General features: G+C 61.1%; 24 protein-coding genes. 15 read left to right on the top strand and 9 right to left on the bottom strand.

Annotated elements, in window-relative coordinates; all coding sequences use genetic code 11:
• Window positions 1-57: 57 nt before the first annotated feature.
• Window positions 58-918 (top strand): glycosyltransferase family 2 protein, encoded by an 861-nt coding sequence (locus tag OHL16_RS17285; RefSeq protein ID WP_317891083.1) that lies wholly within the window; start codon window positions 58-60, stop codon window positions 916-918.
• Between the two features lie 58 nt (window positions 919-976).
• Window positions 977-1,393, top strand: a complete 417-nt coding sequence (locus tag OHL16_RS17280) for a cobalamin B12-binding domain-containing protein (RefSeq protein WP_263368429.1) — start codon at window positions 977-979, stop codon at window positions 1,391-1,393.
• On the opposite strand, the gene OHL16_RS17275 is transcribed toward OHL16_RS17280, so the two are convergent.
• Genes OHL16_RS17275 through OHL16_RS17250 form a run of 6 tightly spaced genes read right to left on the bottom strand, consistent with a single transcriptional unit; the run spans window position 1,383 to window position 6,559 of the window.
• Window positions 1,383-2,117, bottom strand: a complete 735-nt coding sequence (locus tag OHL16_RS17275) for an SDR family oxidoreductase (RefSeq protein WP_263368428.1) — start codon at window positions 2,115-2,117, stop codon at window positions 1,383-1,385. The genes OHL16_RS17280 and OHL16_RS17275 overlap by 11 nt on opposite strands.
• A gap of 54 nt (window positions 2,118-2,171) precedes the next feature.
• The gene (locus OHL16_RS17270) at window positions 2,172-2,609 is read right to left on the bottom strand and encodes an acyl-CoA thioesterase (RefSeq protein ID WP_263368427.1); all 438 of its coding nucleotides are present in this window, start codon (window positions 2,607-2,609) and stop codon (window positions 2,172-2,174) included.
• Between the two features lie 30 nt (window positions 2,610-2,639).
• On the bottom strand, window positions 2,640-3,419 hold the full coding sequence (locus tag OHL16_RS17265) for an enoyl-CoA hydratase/isomerase family protein (RefSeq protein ID WP_263368426.1): 780 nt from the start codon (window positions 3,417-3,419) through the stop codon (window positions 2,640-2,642).
• Between the two features lie 32 nt (window positions 3,420-3,451).
• Window positions 3,452-4,315: a hydroxymethylglutaryl-CoA lyase gene (locus tag OHL16_RS17260; protein ID WP_263368425.1), complete on the bottom strand. Its 864-nt coding sequence runs from the start codon at window positions 4,313-4,315 to the stop codon at window positions 3,452-3,454.
• Window positions 4,316-4,325: 10 nt separating this feature from the next.
• The gene (locus OHL16_RS17255) at window positions 4,326-4,850 is read right to left on the bottom strand and encodes a hypothetical protein (protein ID WP_263368424.1); all 525 of its coding nucleotides are present in this window, start codon (window positions 4,848-4,850) and stop codon (window positions 4,326-4,328) included.
• A complete protein-coding gene (locus tag OHL16_RS17250; protein WP_263368423.1) occupies window positions 4,847-6,559 on the bottom strand; it encodes an acyl-CoA carboxylase subunit beta in 1,713 nt (570 codons plus the stop codon). Before OHL16_RS17250 ends, OHL16_RS17255 begins: the two co-directional genes overlap by 4 nt.
• Before the next feature lie 306 nt (window positions 6,560-6,865).
• Here OHL16_RS17250 and OHL16_RS20375 point away from each other — a divergent pair, with 306 nt between their 5' ends.
• Window positions 6,866-7,252 carry a DUF3592 domain-containing protein gene (locus tag OHL16_RS20375; RefSeq protein WP_396127212.1) on the top strand — a complete coding sequence of 129 codons (387 nt, stop codon included), beginning with the start codon at window positions 6,866-6,868 and terminating at the stop codon, window positions 7,250-7,252.
• Window positions 7,249-7,887 carry a bifunctional nicotinamidase/pyrazinamidase gene (pncA, locus tag OHL16_RS17245; RefSeq protein WP_263368422.1) on the top strand — a complete coding sequence of 213 codons (639 nt, stop codon included), beginning with the start codon at window positions 7,249-7,251 and terminating at the stop codon, window positions 7,885-7,887. The genes OHL16_RS20375 and pncA overlap by 4 nt, the downstream gene beginning before the upstream one ends.
• On the opposite strand, the gene OHL16_RS17240 is transcribed toward pncA, so the two are convergent.
• On the bottom strand, window positions 7,884-8,507 hold the full coding sequence (locus tag OHL16_RS17240; RefSeq protein ID WP_263368421.1) for an HD domain-containing protein: 624 nt from the start codon (window positions 8,505-8,507) through the stop codon (window positions 7,884-7,886). The genes pncA and OHL16_RS17240 overlap by 4 nt on opposite strands.
• Window positions 8,508-8,722: 215 nt before the next feature.
• On the opposite strand from OHL16_RS17240, the gene OHL16_RS17235 reads away from it, so the two are divergent.
• The 9 genes from OHL16_RS17235 (at window position 8,723) to rseP (ending at window position 17,183) form a co-directional block, all read left to right on the top strand.
• Entirely contained in the window at window positions 8,723-9,256 is a 534-nt protein-coding gene (locus tag OHL16_RS17235; RefSeq protein WP_263368420.1) for a helix-turn-helix domain-containing protein, read from the top strand.
• A 144-nt stretch (window positions 9,257-9,400) separates the two neighbouring features.
• Window positions 9,401-10,318 carry an isoprenyl transferase gene (locus tag OHL16_RS17230; protein WP_263368419.1) on the top strand — a complete coding sequence of 306 codons (918 nt, stop codon included), beginning with the start codon at window positions 9,401-9,403 and terminating at the stop codon, window positions 10,316-10,318.
• Window positions 10,319-10,368: 50 nt separating this feature from the next.
• Entirely contained in the window at window positions 10,369-10,773 is a 405-nt protein-coding gene (locus OHL16_RS17225; protein WP_263368418.1) for a cupin domain-containing protein, read from the top strand.
• 154 nt (window positions 10,774-10,927) lie between these two features.
• Window positions 10,928-11,647, top strand: a complete 720-nt coding sequence (locus OHL16_RS17220; protein WP_263368417.1) for a hypothetical protein — start codon at window positions 10,928-10,930, stop codon at window positions 11,645-11,647.
• 71 nt (window positions 11,648-11,718) lie between these two features.
• Window positions 11,719-12,582: a phosphatidate cytidylyltransferase gene (locus OHL16_RS17215; RefSeq protein WP_263368416.1), complete on the top strand. Its 864-nt coding sequence runs from the start codon at window positions 11,719-11,721 to the stop codon at window positions 12,580-12,582.
• 766 nt (window positions 12,583-13,348) lie between these two features.
• Window positions 13,349-13,567, top strand: a complete 219-nt coding sequence (locus tag OHL16_RS17210; protein ID WP_263368415.1) for a PEP-CTERM sorting domain-containing protein — start codon at window positions 13,349-13,351, stop codon at window positions 13,565-13,567.
• A gap of 203 nt (window positions 13,568-13,770) precedes the next feature.
• Window positions 13,771-14,178 (top strand): Rap1a/Tai family immunity protein, encoded by a 408-nt coding sequence (locus tag OHL16_RS20370; protein ID WP_396127211.1) that lies wholly within the window; start codon window positions 13,771-13,773, stop codon window positions 14,176-14,178.
• A gap of 408 nt (window positions 14,179-14,586) precedes the next feature.
• Complete coding sequence (locus OHL16_RS17205; RefSeq protein ID WP_263368414.1) at window positions 14,587-15,789, top strand: 1-deoxy-D-xylulose-5-phosphate reductoisomerase; 1,203 nt, start codon at window positions 14,587-14,589, stop codon at window positions 15,787-15,789.
• 44 nt (window positions 15,790-15,833) lie between these two features.
• A complete protein-coding gene (rseP, locus tag OHL16_RS17200) occupies window positions 15,834-17,183 on the top strand; it encodes an RIP metalloprotease RseP (protein ID WP_263368413.1) in 1,350 nt (449 codons plus the stop codon).
• Window positions 17,184-17,279: 96 nt separating this feature from the next.
• Here the strand turns inward: rseP and OHL16_RS17195 are convergent, their stop codons facing one another.
• Window positions 17,280-18,275, bottom strand: a complete 996-nt coding sequence (locus OHL16_RS17195) for a phosphoesterase (protein ID WP_263368412.1) — start codon at window positions 18,273-18,275, stop codon at window positions 17,280-17,282.
• Window positions 18,276-18,414: 139 nt separating this feature from the next.
• On the opposite strand from OHL16_RS17195, the gene OHL16_RS17190 reads away from it, so the two are divergent.
• On the top strand, window positions 18,415-19,470 hold the full coding sequence (locus OHL16_RS17190) for a CPBP family intramembrane glutamic endopeptidase (protein ID WP_263368411.1): 1,056 nt from the start codon (window positions 18,415-18,417) through the stop codon (window positions 19,468-19,470).
• Here the strand turns inward: OHL16_RS17190 and OHL16_RS17185 are convergent.
• Window positions 19,394-21,004 carry a Na+/H+ antiporter gene (locus OHL16_RS17185; protein ID WP_263368410.1) on the bottom strand — a complete coding sequence of 537 codons (1,611 nt, stop codon included), beginning with the start codon at window positions 21,002-21,004 and terminating at the stop codon, window positions 19,394-19,396. The genes OHL16_RS17190 and OHL16_RS17185 overlap by 77 nt on opposite strands.
• A 110-nt stretch (window positions 21,005-21,114) precedes the next feature.
• Here OHL16_RS17185 and OHL16_RS17180 point away from each other — a divergent pair, with 110 nt between their 5' ends.
• A complete protein-coding gene (locus tag OHL16_RS17180; RefSeq protein WP_263368409.1) occupies window positions 21,115-23,814 on the top strand; it encodes a penicillin acylase family protein in 2,700 nt (899 codons plus the stop codon).
• Window positions 23,815-23,839 lie beyond the last annotated feature (25 nt).

Below are 23,839 nucleotides of genomic sequence, written 5' to 3'. Positions count from 1 at the left end.
GGCCTCGCACGCGCCGCCGGTCTCAGTGTCGCCCACAAGCTAGGGACGGAAAACGGGATGGCCGTCGAGTACCTCTCGCAGAATAACGACTCTCAGGAAAAAGCCCAGACCCCGCCGGAGGGGGTCATGAGGATGCCGCAGACTCTATCGGTCGCCATCATCACGCTGAACGAAGAGAAAAATATCGCAAGGACGCTGGCGAGCGTGGGGTTCGCCGACGAGGTCATCCTCGTTGACTCCGGCTCAACAGATCGAACCGTCGAGATCGCCCGCTCGATGAACGCGAAGGTCATCCAGGAGCCCTGGAAGGGCTTCGCCGCGCAGAAGAACTTCGCTATCGAGCAATGCACAGGCACATGGGTTCTCTCTCTCGACGCAGACGAGGAACTCACGTCGGAGCTTCAGACCGAGATTCGCGCCCTTCTACGTGGCAAACCCGACGCCGAAGCCTACATGCTCCGCCGCCGCAACCTCTTTCTCAATCGCTGGATTCGCCACGGCGGCTACTACCCCGACCCCAAGCTGCGCCTCTTCCGCCGCCATGCCGCAAACTTCGCTCCCCCGGCCCGCTTTACCGAGCGGCCAGTCCACGAGACGGTCTCCGTCGAAGGCAGGATTGAGACGCTTCACGCGGATCTTATCCACCACGCCTACCCCACCATCGAGAGTTACCTCGAGCACATGGACCGGTACAGCACCCTTGGCGCAGAGATCCTCATCGCGAAGGGGCAGACAAGCCGTTCGTGGCTCGGCTTCTACTACAACGTGCTGCTGATCCCTGCCGCCACCTTTCTCTGGAACTACGTCTTCCGGCTCGGCTTCCTCGATGGCCGCGAGGGCTTCCTGCTGCACCTATATCACTCAACCTACACAAGCTGGAAATACGCGAAGGCCTGGCAGACGACGCGCAAGAGTTAAGCCACAACCCGCTTGCAGATACACAATCGCGCACGCAGGAACGTATACTCACATCCGCATGAGCAAGCCACCGATTCGCGTTCTCGTCGCCAAGCCCGGTCTGGACGGCCACGACCGCGGCGCCAAGATTATCGCCCGCGCCCTTCGCGACGCCGGCATGGAAGTCATCTACACCGGCCTCCGCCAGACGCCCGAGATGATCGTCTCGGCCGCCATCCAGGAGGACGTTGACTGCATCGGGCTCTCCATCCTCTCCGGCGCGCACAACGTCATCGTGCCGCGCATCGCGGCTCTGCTCCGCGAGCAGAACGCCGAGGACATTCTTCTCGTGGTTGGAGGGACCATCCCCGAAGAGGACATGCCGCGCCTGAAGCAAAGCGGCGTGGCGGCCATCTTTGGCCCCGGCACGCCGCTTGAAACCACGGTTCAATTCATCCGCGAGAACGTAAAGCCTCGCGGTCTGCTTACCAGCTGATCGCCTCCCCCAGGTGGAAGTATCCGCCCGTCGGGCCATCCGCAGGCAGCGTCGCCAATTCCACTTCAGTCTTCGCTCCGTCCACGATCTCCATCGGAGCAGCATCCGTCCCCATGTCCGTCTTAACCCAACCCGGATGCGCTGAATTCACCTTTATCTTCGTGCCCTTGAGAGCATGGGCCAGGTGGATCGTGTACGCATTCAGAGCTGCCTTCGACGCGTTATAGCTGAATATCTTCGCCTCATAGATCGGCGAGCCTTCGGTGGCTTGCAGCGAGAGCGAACCAAGAATGCTCGACACATTCACGATGCGCCCGGCCTCACTCTTCCTCAGCAACGGCAGCATCGCCTTCGTCACCGCCACGACCGCAAAGAAGTTCGTATCGAAGGTCTTGCGCAGGGCCTCTTCGCTTGTATCCAGCGTGCTGTTTCCAAAGAATGACTCCAGTGCTATACCGGCGTTGTTCACCAAAATGTCGAGTCTGCCGAACTCTTTCTCGATCTTCTCGGCGACCGCCTTCACGTCGGCTGGATTCACCACATCCAGCTTTATTGCGCGCGTGTCGATGCCCTCTTTCTTCAGCGTCGCTGCCGCTGCCTCACCCTTTGCCAGGTCGCGCGCTCCGAGAATTACCGTAATGCCCTGCTTGCCAAGCTGCCGTGCCGTCTCAAAGCCAATGCCCTTGTTGGCGCCCGAAATAAGCGCAACCTTCTTTGTGCTCATCGCATTCACCTCGTAGTCAGAATCGACTTCACATAGGCCCGGTCTCTGCTTCCCTCATGAGATGAGGACAGCGGCAAAGCGTTCCGCATATTTCTCAGGCAGCGGTTGCCGCCTCATATCCTTGCCCACGACCACGTGCACCGTCTCGCCCTCGCAGAGCGACTGCTTGTCCGCATCCCGAACGATCCTATACCCGAACTTGATCACCGATCCTCGCGCTGCCAACAGCCGAGTCTCGATCACCAGTTCATCGTCATATCGCGCCGGCGCCCGGTACCTTGCCGACACATTCACGACCGCGATTCCGATCCCATCCTCGCGCTCCATCGATCGATAATCCATCCCGAGCCCGCGAATGAAATCGACTCTTCCTACCTCAAACCACACCAGATAGTTCGCGTGGTACACCACACCCATCTGGTCTGTCTCCGCGTAGCGCACACGCACACGCGACTCGCTGACCATGGGCCTTGCTTCTGCAACTTCGCTCATCACTCCAGTCTATCGAATGCAGCCGCAGACCTACTTGCCCCATACCGGCTTGCGCTTCTCAAGAAACGCCGTCACGCCCTCATTGAAGTCGTGCATGGTGCGTGCCTCAGAGTTCGCCGTGAGCGCATGCGCAATCGCTGCGTCGAGCCATGCCTTGTTCTGCGCCGCCATAAGCTTCTTGGTCGCGCGCATCGACTGCGGGCTATTAGCCTTCAGGGACTGGGCCAGCGATAACGCATGAGCGGCCAACTCTTCGGCAGGAACCACCTTATTCACCAGGCCAAACTTCTCGGCCTCCTCGGACTGGAACAGACGCCCCGTCAGCAGAAGATCCCGCGCGCGCTTGTCACCGATCTGCAGCGCCAGAAATGCCGACACCAGCGCCGGGACAAAGCCGATCTTCACCTCCGTGTATCCGAACTTCACGCCGGGAGCCGCAAACGTAAAATCGCACATCGTAGCCAGCCCCGTCCCGCCCGCAATCGCCGCGCCGTGGACAACCGCAATCGTCGGCTTGGGAAGCTCATACAATGTGCGGAACAGCCGTGCGATACGCTCCGCGTCGGCCACGTGCTCCGACTGAGACTTGGTTGCCATTGACTGGAGGTGCACCAGGTCGAGCCCGGCGCAGAAAGCGTCGCCTGCTCCGGTCAGCATCACCACACGGTTGTGTCCGTTCGAGGCCCTCTCGAGCGCCGCAATCAGCTCATCCTGCATCTCCGGCGTCATCGCGTTGCGACGCTCCGGACGATTCAGCATGATCGTCTCAATGCCGTCCTCTTCCGTAACCAGAATCGTCTTGTAGCTCATGGCTGCCCTTGCTCCCTGCCTCCCCGCTTCCGTTAATGAACCGTGATTCCGTACTTCCGCCCAATCTCCGCGTTAGCTGAGAGCAGCCCGTCGAGCGGCTGCAATGACGGCAGCTCAGCGCCCAGCGCCTTCAACTCCTCCAGCACAACCTCGGTCGCCAGGTTCCCCACCAGCACATCCTGCGCAAACGGACATCCGCCCAGCCCGCCCATAGCCGCATCGAACCTCCTGCAGCCCGCGTTATACGCCTCCCGCACCAACTCGCGCGCGCCATCATACCGCGCATGCAGATGCACGCCAATCTCAATCCCGTCGTGCACGGCCATCACATCGGAAACCACGTCGGCGACCAGCTTCGGAGTCGCGATGCCCACTGTATCGGCCAGCGAGATCTGCGTCACCCCTGCATCCACCAGCAGATCGCACGCATTCACCACCTCGTCGATGCTCCACGCATCGCCATACGGGTTGCCGAACGCCATCGAGATATAAGCCACGACATCCAGCCCAGCCTTGTAGGCTAGAGTCCCCACCTGCTCCAGCGCCTCCAGCGACTCCTCCGGAGTCTGGTTCTGGTTCCGCTGCAAAAACCCTGGCGAGATCGAATACGGAAATCCCAGCGTCTGCACCGCCTCCGTCTTGATCGCCCGCTCCGCGCCCTTCGCATTCACGACGATGCCAATGACTTCCACGTCATCAGGCGGATCAAGATACTCCAGTACCTTCTCTGAGTCCGCCATCTGCGGTACCGCCGAAGGCGAGACGAAGCTCACCGCGTCGATGTGCCTGAAACCCGCAACACTCAGAAGGCGCAGATAGTCCGCCTTCACTTCGGCGGGTATATGGACCGGCAGCCCCTGCCAGGCATCCCGCGGACATTCGATGATCTTTACCATTCGAGTCTTCCTATCGCCTCAACTTGTCCCACAACACGAACGCCAGAATAAGCGCTACATACAGCAACGCGACAATCGCGGCTCGCTTCCACCCATTTAGAACCTGGTCCCATTGAAGCTTGACCTTCCCTACAACCTTTAGCGACCCACCATTGTCTGTAGGCTGAATGACTCTGTACGAACCAATGGGGATAAGCGGCATCGAACCAAGCTCAATCCATCTAGTCATCACTGCAATTCCTCTGCTCTCATCGGCCTTTGATAGAACCTTGTGTCCACGGAAACTCAGGCCAGTTCCTTTGTAGTTATAGGGATTGCTACCCACACGAATCTGAAGCTCCGCCTGCTTCTCTCGAAGACGCATTTCCCTCACGTCCTTTATAGGAAGAGAGCGTCTTTTCAGTTCTGCACGTAGTGCGTAGTCAGCGTCCGGCAGCAAACCGCCTTCGGCTGCAAGTTTGAGGATCTCTTCATCCGACATCTCGCGATAAAGACCCGCGAAGTCCGATTGACTTCTAGATGTTTCAGTGTTCACGTCTGCAACACCCCCGGATTAAACTTCGCCACCTCCGGATTCAGCGCACAAGCCTCCAGCGCCGTCATCAGCACCTCCCGCGTCTGCTTTGGATCAATAATCGCATCGATCCAGAGTCGCGCAGCCCCATACCGAGGATCGGCCTGGGCATCATACGTCGCCTTGATCTCGTCAAAGATCGCCTTCTTCTCTCCTTCTGAGAGATGTTTACCGCCACGTTCCATCTGCTTCACCCGAACCTCAACCAACGTATTCGCCGCAGAAGCTCCACTCATCACCGCATACCTCGCCGTTGGCCACGCGAAGACGAACCGCGGATCGTAAGCCTTGCCGCACATCGCATAGTGCCCCGCGCCGAAGCTGCCGCCGACGATCACCGTGATCTTCGGCACCACAGACGTCGAGACCGCGCTCACCATCTTCGCCCCGGCGCGGATGATCCCGCTCCACTCCGCGTCCTTGCCCACCATGAAGCCGTTGACGTCGTGCAGGAAGATCAGCGGCACCAGGTTCTGGTTGCAGTCCATGATGAACCGCGCCGCCTTCTGCGCGCTCTCCGTGTAGACCACCCCGCCGAACTCCGTGCGTTTGCTGCCGTCGAGCGCAATCTGCTGCTGGTGCACCTTCTGATTGGCCACAATCCCCACCGCACGCCCGCCAATCCGCGCATACCCGCACAGCACCGTGCGTCCAAAGTCGGCCTTGTACTCATCGAACTCTGAGCGGTCGACGATGCGCGCGATCACCTCGTGCATGTCGTAGACATTCGTAGCCGCCTTCGCCGGATCGGGATCGATCAAACCATACATCTCCTCGGCGGCAAACCTCGGAGCGTCCTTCTTCGCGTCGTATGGCACCACGCTGAACGGCGCTCCTGGCCGCTCTCCAATCTTGCTCACGAGCGAACGCAGCCGCGCGATGCACAGATGATCGTTCGGCTCCTTGAAGTCCACCGTGCCCGAGATCTCCGCGTGCATCGTCGCGCCGCCAAGCTCCTCGGCAGACGTCTTCTGCCCGATCGCCGCCTGCACCAGCGCAGGCCCAGCGAGGAACAGCCCCGAACCCTCGGTCATCAGCACCGTATCGGTCATCACCGGCAGATACGCTCCACCCGCAACACACATCCCCATGATGGCCGTAATCTGCGGCACTCCCAGCGCGCTCATCACGGCGTTGTTGCGAAAGACGCGGCCGAAGTCGTCCTGATCAGGAAAGACATCCTCCTGCAGCGGCAGAAAGACGCCCGCAGAGTCCACCAGATACAGCGTCGGAATCCTGTTCTCCAGCGCAATCGTCTGCGCCCGCAGAACCTTCTTCGCCGTCATGGGGAAGAACGCTCCCGCCTTGACCGTCGCGTCGTTGGCGACGATCATGCACAGCCGCCCGCTCACGCGTCCGAGCCCCGTCACCACGCCCGCTCCCGGAGCGCCGCCAAACTCCTCATACATCCCATGCGCGGCCCACAGGCCGAGCTCCATCAGCTCCGTTCCCTCGTCGAGCAACAGAGCCAGCCGCTCCCGCGCCGTCAGCCGCCCCTTGGCCCGCTGCGCCTCGGCGGCCTTTGCTCCGCCGCCCTCGCGGATCACAGCTTCCTGCTCCCGCATACCGCCCAACAGTGCCACCAGCGCAGCGCGGTTCGCAGCAAACCGCGCCGCCTTTCCATCCAGCTTCGTCTCCAGAACACTCTCCAACTTCAATTCCTCCACCATCGCGCTATTGCACGAAAACTCGTCAGCATAGCACGATACAGTGTCATACTGTCGCCATGGAACCGAAGACACTCTTTAACATTAGGAAAGGACAGGAAAGATTGCGAGAAGGTTGGTTCCATCGCCGACGTTATCCAGAAGCAGAAGTATAAGGACCTCTTCGTCAACTACAAAGGAGCCATGTTCGGCTCAGGCGAGGTCTGGATCGCAGGTATCTGCAAGGACAAGCCGTTCAGGCAGAGCGATATAAAAATCAAGACCATCTAGAACACGGATGGAAAAGCGAAGAAATGAGCTTTGTTTAGAATGCAATCCCGATATTCACAGCAGTTAGATATGACAACGCAAAGTGGCTGGAACGTCACAAGAGCGACCGTGACATCCTGCAGACGCTCATTCAATTCCTTCTTTTCCGCTGGTGTCATCTCGGATACCGGTGGTCCGCCAACACCGACAACGTACGTAGCTATCTTCGAGTATCAAGTGAGCGGAACGAAATACTCCGGGAAGATGAGGAGATCAACGCCAATCGAGCCAGGGCATCACTTCGAGATCTCTTATGACCCAAAGCACCCTTCACGCAATACCGGCTCAGATTTTCAAGGGCCGTGGTGGTTCCGCATCATGGTGTGGACCCTCGGGGCAGCATTGGGCGCGGCATTGATCTACCTCGATCGGTTGTTCAAGTCATGACCATTGATATCAGGCCCACAGACGCCCTCCTCGTCATCGACCTGCAGAACGACTTCTGCCCCGGCGGAGCGCTCGCCGTCTCCGAGGGCGACCAGATCGTCCCCCTCGTCAACCGGCTCGCCCAGCAGTTCGCTCACGTCATCCTCACGCAGGACTGGCACCCCACAGGCCACATCTCGTTCGCCTCAACCCACCCCGGCACCAAACCCTTCGCGAGCATCGAGGTCCCCTACGGCCCGCAGACCCTGTGGCCGGATCACTGCATCCAGCACTCGAATGGAGCCGCCTTCCACCCGGCCCTCGACGTCCCCCACGCCGAGCTAATTCTCCGCAAGGGCTTCCGTCGCGAGATCGACAGCTACTCCGCCTTCCTGGAGAACGACCACTTCACGCCGACTGGCCTCGCAGGCTACCTCCGCGAGCGCGGCCTGAAGCGGCTCTTCCTCTGCGGCCTCGCCTACGACTACTGCGTCCGCCACTCCGCCATCGGCGGCACAGCATTGGGCTTCGAGTGCCTCGTCGTCGAAGACGCGACGCGCGCTGTAGCGTTGCCCGGTTCCATCGAAGACACAAACGCAGCCTTAGCAGAAAAAAACATCCGCCGCATCTCAAGCGCTGACTTGCTGACTAGCTAACTCGCCGACTCGCTCACAACTCCCGCCAGCCCCAGCTCCTCCGCCCGCTCCTGCATCGCCTTCAGGCAGTTCCCCAGGTGTTCCTCCAGCGGAATCCCCAGCAGCCCCGCCCCGCCGGTAATGTCCTCGCGTTTCACGGCACGGGCGAAGGCCTTGTCCTTCATCTTCTTCTTCACGCCGGCCACCTCGACGTCGCGGATCGACTTCGTCGGCTTCACCAGCGCGCAGGCCGTCAGAAAGCCCGCCAGCTCGTCGCACGCAAACAGCGCCTTCTCCAGATGCGACTCGCGCGCCACGCCGGAGTAGTCCGCATGCGCCAGGATCGCCTGCAGCACATGCTGCGGCCATCCAAGCTCGCGAAGATGCTTCACGCCAACGAACGGATGCTCCTCAAGCGACGGATGCCGCTCATAGTCCATGTCATGCAGCATGCCCGCGCAGGCATAGGCCTCCACAAACGCCTCAGCCTCGGCCCCGGCCAACCCCAGCCGCTCGGCCTCGCGCCTGCCGTACGCTTCCGTGCAGACCGAAACCGCCATCCCGTGCTTGCGCAGCGACTCGCTCGCCGTCCACTCCTCGAGCAACGCCAGCGCCTCGCTGCGCCCAAACCCTCCCTCCATCTCTCCTCCTGTCCCTGCGCCCTAAGCCTTATTCCCTGCCCTTACAAGTTACCACTTTGGTTCCTTTCCTGTTTTTTCCGGTTTTTATAGTAATAATCAACGGGTTTCTCTTGACTCCAAAGTTACGGGGTGTCACTCTAGGCACATCACATCGTTCCGTTATCGGACATGTGCTGCGGTCCTTGCTCTGGGTCCGCCCGCGGTGAAGACAACTTATGGCAACCATGATGGCGCCCGTAGAACAACGTGAGGTCTTGCGTTGTGACCATTGCAGTTTGGTGCAGTTCCGCACAGCAAATGCTCTGTGCCGGCGCTGCCACAAGTGCCTCGAGGTCGAGGAGCCGGCACCTGCTCCCGCCCCAATATCACTGGTCTCTCAGCCGGCTGCCCCTGCGGATGGACTTCAGGTCGCAACCGCCGTTCGCGATCTGCGCCACGTGCGTAACCTGTCGCAGCGTCAGCTTGCGGCGCGCATGAACGTGCCGCGCACATATATCTCGAAGATTGAGAATGGCAAGGCAATGCCCACGCTGTCGTCGCTCGACCGCCTGGCCAAGGCCCTGCAGGTCGATATCTCGACGCTGCTGCGCGACGCCAGCACGCGTCATCGCGATGAGACGGCCGTCCTCATGACGGACCCCTTCCTCGCCGAGATCGCCGCGTACACCTCACAGCTTGACGCGCTTCAGCGTTCCATCTTCCTGAACCACGTTCGGGAACTGGCCGCCGGGCGCCGCCGTACGGCATAGTTCGCGCTGCCTCCTAACCTCCGTGCCGCACCGTCCTTTTGTTTGTGACGGTGCGGCGCTCTCCAGCGCGTACGGCCTTGCTTTGCAATGCGTTCATTGCACATGCCACCCCGGTGTGCTAGCGTCATGCTTTGTGAGGTAGTATTGTCACCCGTCTCTCCCAATCGCGTCCATGAGCTTCCTCCCGACGAGCTGAACCTTTTCCGCCAGCTCGATCCCTCGCGTATGCCCAAACACATTGCCATCATCATGGACGGCAACGGCCGCTGGGCAGGCAAGCGTGCGCTCAAGCGGTTCCTCGGCCATCAGCAGGGCGCCGAGTCTGTGCAGTACGTCGTCGAGACCTCCTCGCGCATCGGACTTCCCTTCCTCACCCTCTACGCCTTTTCGCTTGAAAACAATCTGCGCCGTCCCAAGTCAGAGGTCAGCTTCCTGATGAAGCTGCTCAAGAACTACCTCATCGGCAACGTCAAGCGCATGAACGACAACAACGTCCGCATGAACTACATCGGCCGCACCTACGATCTCCCGCAGGAGGTGCAGGAGACCATGCAGTGGGCCATGGAGTCGACGGCGAAGAACACCGGCACTACCCTCACCCTCGCGCTGAACTACGGCGCGCGCTCCGAGATCGTCGACGCCTTCCGCCGAATCCTCACCGACATGACGACCGAGGCGCACACTCGCGGCTGCTCGGTCGAAGACCTGCTCGGCGCCGGCGCGCTCGACGGGCTAAACGAGGAGACCATCTCGCGTGCCCTCTACACCCACGACATGCCCGACCCCGACCTCATCATCCGCACCTCGGGCGAGCAACGCATCTCGAACTTCCTGCTGTGGCAGATCGCCTATTCGGAGATCTTCATCACCGACCGCCTCTGGCCGGACTTCCGCGGCATCCACCTCCTCGAGGCCATCGCCGACTACCAGCGCCGCGACCGCCGCTTCGGAGGCCTCAGCGACAACTCCGACGAGAAGATCGACACCCTCCAGCCAGTCTCCGAGCTCGAGACCGAGATCGCCACCGAGCTCTCCCCGCCCCGCGAACTCACCCGCCGCTAGCAAGCCCATCTGAACAGTTGGTGGTTTCTCATGGCTAAAAGGAGCGGAAGATGCCCACCGAATTCCCTTACATCACCATTCTCGATACCAAGTACAAGCCTCTTGAAGTCATCGAAGAGAAGCTGACTGCGGACGCCGCTCCGCGCCCCTGGTACAACGAGACGCTCTGCAACGTGAACAACTCAGTGGTCCGGCTCGGCGTCGTGCAGGGGAACTATCACTGGCACAAACATCAGCACGAGGACGAGTTCTTCTACATCGTCGAAGGCCGCCTGCACATCGACCTCATCGATCCTGACGATCCCGCCACCACCCAGGCCACCCCCCGCACCATCACCCTGAACCCGCGCCAGGGAGTCGTCATCCCCAAAGAAGTCCTCCATCGCCCGCGCGCCCCTGAGCGCACCGTCATGCTGATGGTCGAGACCGATACCATCCGTCCCACGGGAAGCTGATCCGCCTTCACCCCCGCGAACGCACCCGCGCTAGGTTTCACCGAGAATTATTCGCATACGGTAGAAACCTTCCAGCACAGACCCTCGTCTACCTCGCAGCCTCAATCGGCATAAGTATTGGCCGAGCAGAAAGTTGCAGCACTAGGACGTGGCTATGCATGTCTTGGGAATCCGTCTGTTTCGCTCTGTCGTCCTGGGACTCGTCTTTTGCTTCGGTCCCCTCGCCTTTGCCCAGCAACCCGGCCCCAGCGCCACCCCCTCCGCGCCCGTTCCTCCACAAATCCTCAATGCAAAGAAAGTTTTCATCTCCAATGCCGGTGGAGACGACTACTTCAATGCTCTCGTTGATGGCGGCCCCAACCGCGCCTACAACCAGTTCTATCCAGATATGCAGCACTGGGCACGCTACCAGATCGCCTCCTCGCCCTCCGACGCCGATGTAGTCTTCGAGATCAGCGCTATCACTCTGTCAGGCGTCAACGTAAGCAACGGGTCAGGGATGTCAACCTACACACCGCAGCTTCGCCTCAGGATCATCGATCCAAAAACGCAGTCGCTGCTCTGGAGCATGACCTCCAATCTCAACTCCCTCGCAGGATTTAAGAAGACACGCGACAAGAAGTTCGACGCCGAAGTGGTCAACCTCATCAACCAGGTTAAGCGGCTGGTTGGCGAGCCGCTCACGGCCAGCCAGGTCTCAGCGATCCAACGCAGCGAGGGCATGTCTACCGGGGCCAAGGTCTTCATCGGAGTGATGGTGGCGGCGTTCGCAGTAACCACTGCCATTGGCATTCACGCGGCGACGTCGCAACATTCGCCGACGCTACACACGCCTCCGAACTGCCCAGGATTCCCTGCATGTCCAGTGCTATGACGGGGAGGTCAAGAGGTGCCTCTCACGCGGCTCGCTCATCCCCCTTTGTCCTATATGCTTACTAGCAACACATGAAGCGAATCCTTACCGCAGCAGTCCTCATCCTCGCCGTCTTCGCCCTTATCTTTTTCGGCAAGCTCTGGATGATCACGCTCTTCGCCGCGCTCGTCGCTGAGTTAGCCGGCTTCGAGTACCTCAAGCTCGCCGCCGTGGGAGCAGAGACACACGGCGCGACGCTCCGTATCCCGGGCTGGTGGATGGCGCTCGGCACCGCCCTCGCCTTCGTCGTCACGCTGCCGAATTTCCCCGTCGAGGCGCAGCTTCCCGTACTCAGCGCGGTCGCTCTCGCGCTCTTCGCCTGGAACGGCTTCCGCGCTCCACTGATTCAAGTGCTGCCCGACACAGCACAGGGTCTCTTTGGCCTCATCTGGATCGCCTACCCCCTCACGCTCATTCCTCTGCTCTGGAAGCAGGAGGACGGCATCGCGCTCGTGGTCTTCCTCATGGTCTGTGTCTGGGCCGGAGACATCGCCGCACTCTACATCGGCCGCGCCTTCGGCAAGCACAAACTGGCCCCGCGCCTCAGCCCCGGCAAGACATGGGAGGGCTCCGTCGCCTCCATCGCCGGCAGCATCGCCGCCGCCGGGCTCGTCATCTGGGTCGGCGATCTGCTCACCGAGCGCGGCAACCTGATCCTGCACATCACCGAGCCCCTCTGGCAGACCCTCCTCCTCGCCGCCATCCTCAACATCGCCGCCCAAGCCGGCGATCTGCTCGAATCTGCCGTCAAGCGCGGAGCGGGCGTCAAGGACTCCGGCACCATGCTCCCCGGCCACGGCGGCATTCTCGACCGCATCGACGCGCTGCTCGTCGCCGCGCCGGTCCTCTGGTACGCGCTGCTTATCAAGGACTACTTCGGCCTCGGCCGCTTCTAGCCTTTTCCTTTTCTTGTTGTCATTCCGCAGCCCTCTTTCCTTGTTGTCATTCCGCAGCGTAGCGGAGGAATCTGCTTTTTGCTTTTGCTTTCTTTGTTGCCCTTCGGCGTAGACATCTCCGGCCAGGGGACACATCACCGCAAACGGAAAGGTCAGGACCTGCAACGGCGTCCCTTCTCAGCATGAGACCAGCAAGGCGCCGTATTCGCTGGAACCACTGGTTGTAAAAAAGTCCCTATCTCATTGCAAAAGAATGCGCTTGAATTCTTCACTGGAAATGGGATACTCGTTCGCATTCGCCTTACAAACAATGGAGAGATCAATGCGAACACGCCTTTTTCTGTCTTTTATCCTTTTCCTGTCAGCTCCGCTGCTGGCAGATACGATCTACACCTATACAGGACACCCATTCACCAATAGCATAACTGCACCCTACACTACGTCGAATTACGTCCGCGGATCATTCACGGTGCATCCCCGCTCGCACCAAACACAACCTACAGCTCATTGACCTCAACCTCTTACATCTTCACCGATGGCTATGACACGTTCTCAAATGCGTTCTTCCATACGTCCGGCGGAACTTTGAATGGGCCATCCAACATTGGAGCGTTTCAGGTTCAGACAGATGGAAGCGGCAATATCGCTCACTGGAATTTGCTTTTCGGCTCTCCCCCCTGCTGATAATATTTATTCTCTCGCCACAGCCGACGGGTTTGGTCTCTTCCCAGTTGATTCAGGCGCCTCTTGGTCGGGGGGAGGATCGGTGTACTGGGACCCCGGTACCTGGACCGTTTATACCCGTCCGGTTATCAAGCCGTTCCCGGTGTGGGATTCACAGATCATCGCTAACTTGCCGCCGGATTTTGTTCCGTTCGATCTGCTCGTTGATTCCTCTCCGGTTCCAGAGCCTCAATCGTTGCTGCTGCTGACGACAGGCGTGCTGGGTGGCCTTGTATCCATCCGGCGCCGAATTCACGTCTAGAAAGCAATCATCTCCTGTCATAGAGAATCAACGTTAGGAAGCCCCATAGTATGGCTGCGCGTCTTAGCCATACTATGGGGCTGGGTGGCCCGGATCTGAGTTCGGGTGCCCATCTTCGTCGCGAAGCGACTAGCAGCGACTAAAGGTGGGCCACCCAGCCAGTTCAAGGGTGTACGCTATTCTCTGTTTTACGAGGTGGAACCATGCGCCCTGGGATCTTAGCCGGTCTGTTAATGATGGCGATCATAGTCCCTTCCGCTCAAGCGTTCACGACAACAGAGGATCTCATCAAAAATTGCAAAGTCGCCAAAGGCCTGAACGCTACAGCCTCTAGAGACACAAACAAACCGACGGGGGTGGCAGACACCTTCAGTACCACGTACTGCAATGTGTTCTTCTATGCGTTCACTCAAGGAATGTTTAAGGAAGCGGCATCCGGTAAGCCTAGAAGCGAGCCCAGAATGTGCCTGCCTGCTAACTCATCCTCAGAATGGCCGCTCGTCTTCCTGAAGTACATGGACAACCATCCAAATCGCCTCCATGAAGAAGCAGCTGATACGGTATGGGACGCTTTCGTTGAGGCATACCCCTGCAAAGCACCCAAGAAATAACTCCTCCAACTCACAGGGGCGTCGCATTCGCTCGAACGTGTACTGGTCGTAAAAGAGTCTCATCGCGGGATGAGTGGGGCACCGCGAAGAACGCGAACCGCTTTTCCACAACCACTCTTGACACCCCTGCTAATCTTAAATAAAGAGAGTCAAAGCTCGGCAAACCGCCGGGCTTTTCTACTTTTGTAACCAATGACTCGAAATTGTGCGAGGAGGTTAGATCAAGACATTTGTTTGGAATACTTTACGCATCACCAAACCCCAATTCCCCGGCTTTCTGAAGCTTGGCAGTGAAATTGCGCGCGAGGTCCAGATCTAAAGTATCTGCTTTGAATACTTTGCACAGTTTTGACGGGGGAGGGTAGCGCGAAGTATCCCGAAGCCCAATGCTCTGAGAAAATAACACCTGTGAAGAAGATCGCGATTCTCGGCTCGACCGGCTCCATCGGCAACTCCACCCTTTCCATCTGCGAGTCCTTCCCCGACCGCTACCGTCCCATTGCCCTCGCCGCAGGCCAGAACCTCGACGCAGCCTTCGAACAGTGCCACCGCTGGCGGCCACGAGTCATCTCGATAGCGACAGAAGAACTCGCCGCCCAGCTCCAGAGCCGCCTCAAGGCCGCCGGAATTACCGGCATTGAAGTCGTCTACGGGTCAGCGGGCACGGTTCGCGTTGCCACGCTGCCCGAGGTGGACTTTGTCGTCTCGGCCATCGTTGGAGTCGCGGGCCTTGAAGCCACCTACGCTGCCGTCAAGGCCGGCAAGACCATCGGTCTCGCAAACAAGGAGTGCCTCGTCGCCGCCGGTGAGCTCATCATGGACGCCGCGAAGGAGCACAACGTCGCCCTGCTCCCCATCGACTCGGAGCACAACGCCGTACACCAGTGCATGCGCGGAGGCACACCCGCGGAGGTCCGCCAGATCTGGCTCACCGCCTCAGGCGGCCCCTTCCGCTCGACCCCGCTCGCCGACTTCGAGCACATCACCCCCGCGCAAGCCCTCAAGCATCCCACCTGGGTCATGGGCCAGCGCATCACCATCGACTCCGCCACCATGATGAACAAGGGCTTCGAGGTCATTGAGGCCTGTCGGCTCTTCTCGCTGCCTCCTGCGCAGGTCCGCACCACCATCCACCCGCAGTCCACTGTGCACTCGCTCGTCGAGTTCGTCGATGGCAGCATCCTCGCGCAGATCTCCGTCACCGACATGCGCCTGCCGATCCTCTACGCCCTCGCCTACCCCGAGCGGGTCAACGCGCCGGCCGACTCCGGCCTCCGCTTTGACCTCGCCGCGTTGAGCCAATTGGACTTCTCCCAGCCCGACTTCGCCCGCTTCCCTTGCCTGCGCCTCGCCTACGAGGCCGCTGAGACAGGAGGCGAGGCCTGCATCGCCCTCAACGCCGCCGACGAAGTCGCCGTCGCCGCCTTCCTCGCCCCGGACCCTGCCCAGGCCATCCCTTTTCTGGGGATTCCGCGTACAATAGAACAGGTGCTGATGCAAACCTCCAGCCGTCATCCTGCGTCCATCACTGAAGTGCTCGAGGCTGACCTGGCAGCACGAGCGTGCGCCCGCGAGGTCATCTCCCGGCAATTCACCGGCGTTCTTCGATGAATACCGTACCTCATCTTTAGGCAGCGAGGTCATCCAACTCTCTCATGTCAACAGTCATTCAGCTTGCCATCGTGCTCGGCATCATGGTTCTCGTGCACGAGTTCGGCCACTTCGCCGTCGCCAAGCTCTGCGGAATCCGGGTCGAGGTCTTCTCCATTGGCTTCGGCAAACGTCTCTTCGGCTACAGGAAAGGCGAGACCGACTATCGCATCTCGCTGCTCCCCTTCGGCGGCTACGTCAAAATGGCCGGCGACAACCCCGGCGAAGCTCCCTCGGGCGACCCAGGTGAGTTCAACGCCCACCCTCGCTGGCAGCGTATCCTCGTCGCGCTCGCAGGCCCCTTTGCCAACTTCATCCTCGCCTTCGGCCTGATGACCGGCGTCTCCATGCTGCACAACGAAGTGCAGGAGTATCTCTCCAGCCCGGCCTACACCGACTACATTCCGGCCAACACGCCTGCCTCGCACACCGGCATCCGCTCCGGCGACACCATCGTCCACTACGACAATGTCGAGAACCCAACCTGGGACCAGGTCGCCATCCGCTCGCTACTCAACATCAACCAGACGGTCGCCTTCTCGTACACGCACGACGGTCAGCGCATCAACACCAAGCTCTTCGTCGAGTCCAAGGGTGGCGCCGACAACTTCTCACTCGACCGGCTCGGTCTCATCCCGAAGATGCAGAATGCACCCGTTCAGATCGACTCCCTTGAGCCGAACATGCCCTCGGCCCGGGCCGGCCTGAAGTCAGAGGACAAGATCCTCTCCATCGACGGCCTCCAGCTTCACTCCGTCCCTGCCCTGCTTGCGTACATGCAGGATCAGGCCGGTAAGCCTGCCTCGCTCATCGTCGACCGCGGAGGCCAGACCTTTCCCATCCAGATCACTCCGCAGCTCGCGGACGTCGGTGACGGCACTAAGGACTACCGCCTCGGCTTCCACCCGGTTCAGCCGCCAGTCAAGATCGAGCGTCTCCCCTTCAGCAAGGCCCTCGTCGCATCGTGGGACTACAACAAGAAGGGTTCGCTGCTGATCGTTGAGGTCCTCCGGCGCATGTTCACTCGGCAGGTCTCCGTGCGCAGCCTCTCCGGCCCCATCGGCATCGGCCAGCAGATTCACCAGGCCGCCTCGATGCCGGGCTGGATGCCGCTCATCGGCCTGATGGCGTACATCTCGCTGAACCTCGGAATCTTCAACCTGCTGCCGATACCCATCCTTGACGGTGGCATGATTCTCTTCCTGCTGGTCGAGAGCGTCCTTCGGCGCGACCTCAACCAGCAACTTAAAGAGCGCGTCTACCAGGTCGCCTTCGTCTGCATCCTGGTCTTCGCCGCTATGGTCATCTTCAACGACATCAGCAAGCTCGGGGTCTTCGGACGACTCAAGCCGTAAGAACAAGACGGCCGCGGATTCAACGGATCAATACGGACAGGACCTGTGCTCTTATCCGTGTTTGTCCGCGTCATCCGCGGTCGTCTTGTTTTCGGTTCAGTTGCTCAGGCCCTGCAACTCCGCCGCTATCTCGGCTGCTGCCTTGCGCGCCTCATCTTCGCGGTCCGGTGGAAAGCTGATGGCTCCGACGCGCGCATGTCCGCCGCCGCCGTACCGCTCGCAGATCACCGCCACGTTCGCCAGCTTCTCCGCAGGAACCTTCGTCCACGGGTTCGTCCCCACTGCCACCTTGGTCCGGAAGCTCGACTTGCTCAGGCCCACGTTGTACGTCCCCTCCGGGAACAGGTAGTACGGGATGAACTTGTTGTACCCCTCCGTCGGCTGGTCGGTGATATCGAACGTGATCACTCCCCTGTTCAGCGACGCGCGCGACCGGATCAGTTCCAGCCCAGCCCAGTGACGCTCCATCAGCGGCCCCAGCAGCTCATGCACAAACGGCTGGGCCAGCACCTCAGCTAGCGGCATCTCCGTCAGCAGCGGAATCAGCTTCGGGATCAGGCCGTCATCCGTGGCGCTCTCAATCACCATCGTCAGCTTCATCGCCGGCTCCGCCATCTCCACGGCAGCCTTTGCGCTCTCATACCTCGCGCTGTCCACGATGTCAGCCCACTTGGTTAACTCCGCCAGCGGCTCCACATTGAAGCCGAACTTCGTCTTCCCGATGTGCGCGATAAAGCTCGTGCACGAGGGATAGCCAGGGTCGAAGAACTTCCGCATCGCGGTGGAGCCATCTGCCTGCCCGCGCTCAAAGTCCGCCTGGTCCGCAGGCGTCAGAAACGCGCTGAGATGATGGTCAAACCACCAGATCACATTCGGCGAGGCCGAGTACTTGAAGTCCACGATTGCGTTCTCGTCGCCGTTCGCAACGCCAAGAAACTCACGCTCGTCGAACAGCGCTCCCGCGCGATGCACAAGCCCGTGGTATGAAAACTTCGAGGCCGTCTTCACGCACTCACGGTGAAACCGCGTAAATACAGAAGCTGAACACGCGCCGTCAAAACACTTGTTATGAAAGAAAACCTTGCACTCCAAAGGAACCCGCCCCCATTCGGCGTCTCATCCCATCCGATGCCGAAGTGACTAGCATATCCGGCCTTCTATCCTGAGCCAAGCGGGAACCCTCCGCCCCCGGCACTGCGTATACTCCTTGAGACAATCAGGAAGGCCCCTTTTGGATCCGACTAACGCACCGCTCACCCCGCCGAACCACGCCACCCGTCACCGGCCTTCCCTCTTCTTCGGCCCTGACGGACTCCGTGCAAGTTGGAGCCTCCTCATCGCAGTCCTGCTCTTCCTGGCGATCGTTCCCACAGTCAACTGGCTCGCCCTCCGGACTCATCTGCTGTCGTCGAGCAGCGACCCCACTCCCGCCCGCATCTTCGTAGGCGAGTCCATCGCCTTTTTCTGCGTCGCATTGGTCACCTGGATCATGGCGAAGATCGAGCGCCGCCCCGTCTTGATCTACGGCCTTGGCGGCCGTCACAAGCTTCGTCATCTGCTCGCCGGACTCGTCTGGGGAGTCATCTTCCTATCGCTGCTCGTCTTCCTGCTCATCAAGAGCAGTCTGCTGGTCATCGACGGCCGTCTCCTCTTCGGAAGAGACGTTCTACGTTACGCCCTCGCGTGGGCGCCCGGTTTCCTGGCCATCGGCTTCTTCGAGGAGTACCTCTTCCGTGGCTACCTGCAGTACACCCTCAGCCGTGGCCTCGCCGGACTCGCCCGCAGCCTCTCCGCTCGCGTCAAGCCGCAGACCGTCGGCTTCTGGGCCGCCGCCGCTCTCGTCTCCTTCGGCTTCGGAGCTATGCACGGCCGGAACCCCGGAGAGAGCCCCGTAGGGCTCGTCTGCGCAGGCCTCGTATCTCTCGTCTTCTGCCTGAGCCTCTGGCGCACCGGGTCGCTCTGGTGGGCCATCGGTGCACACGCTGCATGGGACTGGGCCCAGTCCTTCCTCTACGGCGTCGCCGACAGCGGAGTCATCGTGCGCTTCCACTTGCTCGCCACTCATCCTGCAGGCAGGCCGTTGCTCAGCGGCGGAGCGACCGGCCCTGAAGGCAGTGTCTTTGCCCTGCCTGTCCTGGTGCTGCTCTGCGGCGTCATCGTCGTTACTTTGCCGCGCGGCCCACACAGTTACGCCGCCAGCCTGCCGCACGCTAGCTCTTCCTCAACAGATAGCGGCTCTCTTCCAGATCCAACTCCCGCTCCACTGTCCGAAGCACGTCATCGCTGATCCGCCCCTCGTTCCGCATCCGGATCATCGCGCTTCGCTGCCGCCGCAGCGCCCCCTTGGATAGCCGAATCACAGTCTGCGTTGTCTCCACTGCGCTCTCCTTGCGTGCCTCGTCCTCGCCCAGCGCTTCCAACCGGCGCCGATACCGGTCGATCACATCTTCAAATGCGTGCGAGTGAACCTCACCTGCCTCGTGTCTCTTGCTCCTCAGATACTCGAGCGCCTCTTCGAGGGCCACCTTTCGTGCGTTCCGCTCCTCCGGCCCCATGCCCGTCTGTCCCGCCAGGCCTAGCGCGCGAATCACTGAAGGCAGCGTCAGCCCCTGCAGAACCAGCGTCACCAGAATCACCGAGAACGTCACAAACACGATCAGGTTCCGCGGCCCGAACGGCTTGTCGTTGATCATCTCCGGAACCGACACCGCCGCCGCCAGAGCCAGCACGCCGCGCATACCAGTCCAGCCGATCACCAGAGACTCGCGTCCGCTCGTTGCCTTCTTAAGTCCCTGTAGGCGCCCAATAAAGTTCGCCAGTTTCAACGCAGGCAACACCCACACCATCCGCAGCGCAATCAACATTGCGCTGAAGACAGCGCCGTACCTTACCAGCGTCAGAATGCTATAGTCGCCGCGAATTCCCGCCAGCACATACGGCATTTGCAACCCGATCAGCGCAAACACGATGCCGTTCAGCACAAATGTCATCGCCTCCCACGCGCCCTTCACCTGAATCCTCACCCCCGGCGAGAAGAACGTCGCGCTCCGACGGCTCATATACAGCCCGCACGCCACCACAGCTAGCACCCCCGATGCCTTCGCCTCCTCACCCGCCAGATACGCCGCGTAAGGAACGATCAGGCTCAAGACCACCTCTACAGGCCCATTGTCGATGTAGCGCTCGAGCCACCCAACCACCACCCCCAGCAGCAGGCCGACCACTAATCCGGCGACAATCAGGTACGTCAGCCGCGCCAGCCCCTCACCGACCGTCGGCAGATCTCCGCGCGCCAGCAGACTCAGCCCGATCTCAAGGGCGAGCAGTCCCGTCGCGTCGTTCAGCAGGCTCTCCCCTTCGAGGATGTCCACAACGCGCCGCGGCAGACCTAGCGCGTGCGCCACCGAAGTCGCCGCGATCGCATCTGTCGTCGAGACCACCGCCCCCAGCAGAAATCCCGCCTTCCAGTCCAGCGCCGTGATGAAGCGGTCCGAGAACTCGGCAACGCCCCATACCGTGAAGCCCACCAATCCAACCGCCAGCAGAGCCAGCACAAACGCATTCTGGCGAAACTCCCGCCACGAGACCGTCCACGCCGATCCATACAATAGCGGCGGCAGAAAGATCGCAAACACCAGATTCGGATCCAACGGAATGTGCGGCACATGCTGAGAGAAGCTCAGCACCAGCCCCGCCAGCACCAGAACGATCGGATACGGCACCTTCAGCCGGTGTGCGATTACTGCAAACGCCGCCACCATCACCAGCAGAACCAGCACGACACGTTCCAATGCATGCAGGCTCTCCGCTGAAGCGACCACCGCTGCCTCCTTTCGTACCGACCCCATCAGTAAACCAAAACCGCTACGCGCCGTCTCGCTGCCTTGCGAGCGAAAACCGGTCCCGGGTGAACTAAACTCTCTATAACAGCATGATGCCCTTCGACCCCGCCTCCCCTGAGCCCATCCTGCTCACCCGCCGCGTCGCAGACAGCGGCGCTGTTGCTTCGCCCGCAAAACTCCCCTACCGCAACCTTCGCCGCTTCGGCTGGATTCTTCTTTCCTTGCTGATCCTCGTTGTCCTCGCCTTCACCCTCATCCGCCTTTGGACCCACCAGGCCCTGCGCGGATCGCTGCCGCAGATCGACGGCAGCCTCTCCATCGCCGGCCTCTCAGCCCCCGTCACCGTGCAGCGCGACAGCCACGGTGTGCCGCACATCCGCGCCGCCTCGCTCGACGACCTCGTCCTTGCCCAAGGCTTCGTCACCGCGCAGGACCGACTCTTTCAGATGGACCTGCTGCGCCGCCACGCCGCCGGTGAACTTGCTGAGATTCTGGGTGCCAATCTGCTCATCCACGACCGCACCCAGCGCACGCTCCAGCTCCGTGCCGCCGCCGACCGCGTCGTCGCCGCGCTTCCGGCCGATCAGCTCCACTACCTTGAGCTCTACGCTCGCGGCGTCAACGACTCCATCGAGCTCCAGCGCGCGCACCTTCCCCTCGAGTTCCGCATCCTCCGCTACAAGCCCGCGCCGTGGACTCCGCGCGACTCCCTCCTCGTCGGCCTCGCCATGTTCGAGGACCTCACCAACACCTTTCCCGTCAAGCTCTCGCGCGAGGCCATTGCCGCCCATCTCTCGCCCGAACTCGTCGACGACCTCTACCCCGTAGGCTCCTGGCGCGACCATCCGCCCACCCAGCCCGCCGTCGACCTAACCGCACCCCAGCAGAGCATTCCTGACATCCCGCTCGACGAGTCCCAGACCAGACTTACAAAGCCCGCCACACCTGCCACAAATCCGGGGGACCCGGAGCCTGCCCTGAGCCTGCCGAAGGGTCTCGATTCTGAGACCTGGGATCGGAGCGCCACAGCGTCCACAAGCTCTGCCCACGACCTCCTCGCCCTCCAGCAATCCCTCCGGAACCCTGTCTGTGAAGGATGTCTCGCTGGCTCCAACAACTGGGTCGTCGCCGGCTCGCGCACTGCCTCGGGCAAGCCGCTGCTCTCGAACGACATGCACCTGGCCCACAGCGTTCCCGGCATCTGGTACGAGGCCGACCTCGAATCTCCCGCCTCCACAGGAGAGTTTCACGCTGCCGGCGTCTCTCTTCCGGGGCTTCCCTTCATCGTCGTCGGCCACAACTCCCACATCGCCTGGGGATTCACCAATCTCGGCGCCGACGTACAGGACATCTACATCGAGCAGCTCCGCGGCTCCGGCCAGTCCGAGCAGTTCCTCGCCTCCGACGGCTCTTGGCAGCCCGTCCTCCACCAGACTGAGGTCATCCACGTCCATAACGGGCACGATGTCACCCTCGACGTCGCAGCCACACGCCACGGCAACACCATCACGCCGATCCTCTCCAGCCTGCTTCCCAGCGAAAAGCGCCCCCTCTCGCTCCGCTGGACGATCTACGACCCCGCCACGCTCGACACGCCACTGCTCTCTATCAACTCCGCCACTGACTGGACCTCCTTCCTCGCTGCCTTCTCCACCTTCGGCGGCCCAGCGCAGAACGTCGTCTACGCCGATGACCAGGGCCACATCGGCTATCACGCCGTCGGCTACATCCCCGTGCGCGGCAGCCTCGCGCAGCCCACCCCCCTCACATCGGTCCCTGTCGCGGTGGACACCGCCCACGAGTGGTCCGGCTACATCCCGTTCGACAAGCTTCCTCAGGCCTTCGATCCGCCGAACGGCGTCCTCGCCACCGCCAACGCCCGCGTCGCACCCGAGGGCTACCCCTACCCCATCACCCTCGACTGGGCCGCGCCCTATCGCAACGAGCGCATCTGGAAGGTCCTTCTCGGCCGCGACCATCTCACGCCGGCCGACATGCTCGCACTCCAGACCGACATCTACTCCGACCTCGACCATGACGTCGCCCAGCGGCTCGCCTACGCGATCGACCACTCCGGCACAAAGGACCGCCGCCTCCACCAGGCAGCTGACCTCCTGCGCAACTGGGACGGCAACGTCACTGCAGACTCACCCGCCGCCCCCATCGCTATCGCCGCACGCAACGCCCTCTGGGCCCTCATCCTTGCGCCCCGGCTTACTCCAGCCACAAGCCCGAGCTCGCAAAGCGGCCCCGGCGAGCCCCTCTGGCAGCTCTACTCCTGGGGCGAGAAGTCTTACGCTGGCGAGCAGATCATCATGCACACCCCCGACCGCTGGCTCCCCTCCACCTACCACAACTGGGACGAGTTGCTAACCGCCGCCGTCGCGCGAGGCCTCGCCAGCACCAATGCTCCCGCCGATCTCACCCACTGGAGCGAGGGCAAGTCCCATCCCGTCGAGATCGAACACCCCGTCTTCACCCATGTCCCTCTGCACAACCTGCTGATCGGCCTGCCCATCGGCACCGGCGTTCAACCCCAGAGCGGCGATACCACCACCGTCAAGCAGGTCGACCGCTCCTTCGGCCCCTCGGAGCGCCTCACCGCCGATCTCGGTAACCTCGACAACTCCACCCTCAATCTCGTCCTCGGTGAGTCCGGCAATCCGGCCAGCCCATGGTTCCTCGACCAGTGGCCCGCCTGGTACAAGGGAACAACCTTCCCGATGCCCTTCAGCGCCGAGGCCGTCCGCTCCGCAACCACTCACACCCTGACCCTGACTCCCAACTAAGACACCTGATTCACCCACGCAAAAG

Origin of the sequence: Edaphobacter bradus (genome assembly GCF_025685645.1) — a bacterium.
Classification (GTDB): domain Bacteria; phylum Acidobacteriota; class Terriglobia; order Terriglobales; family Acidobacteriaceae; genus Edaphobacter; species Edaphobacter bradus.
This window is presented reverse-complemented; position numbering and strand designations above follow the sequence as displayed.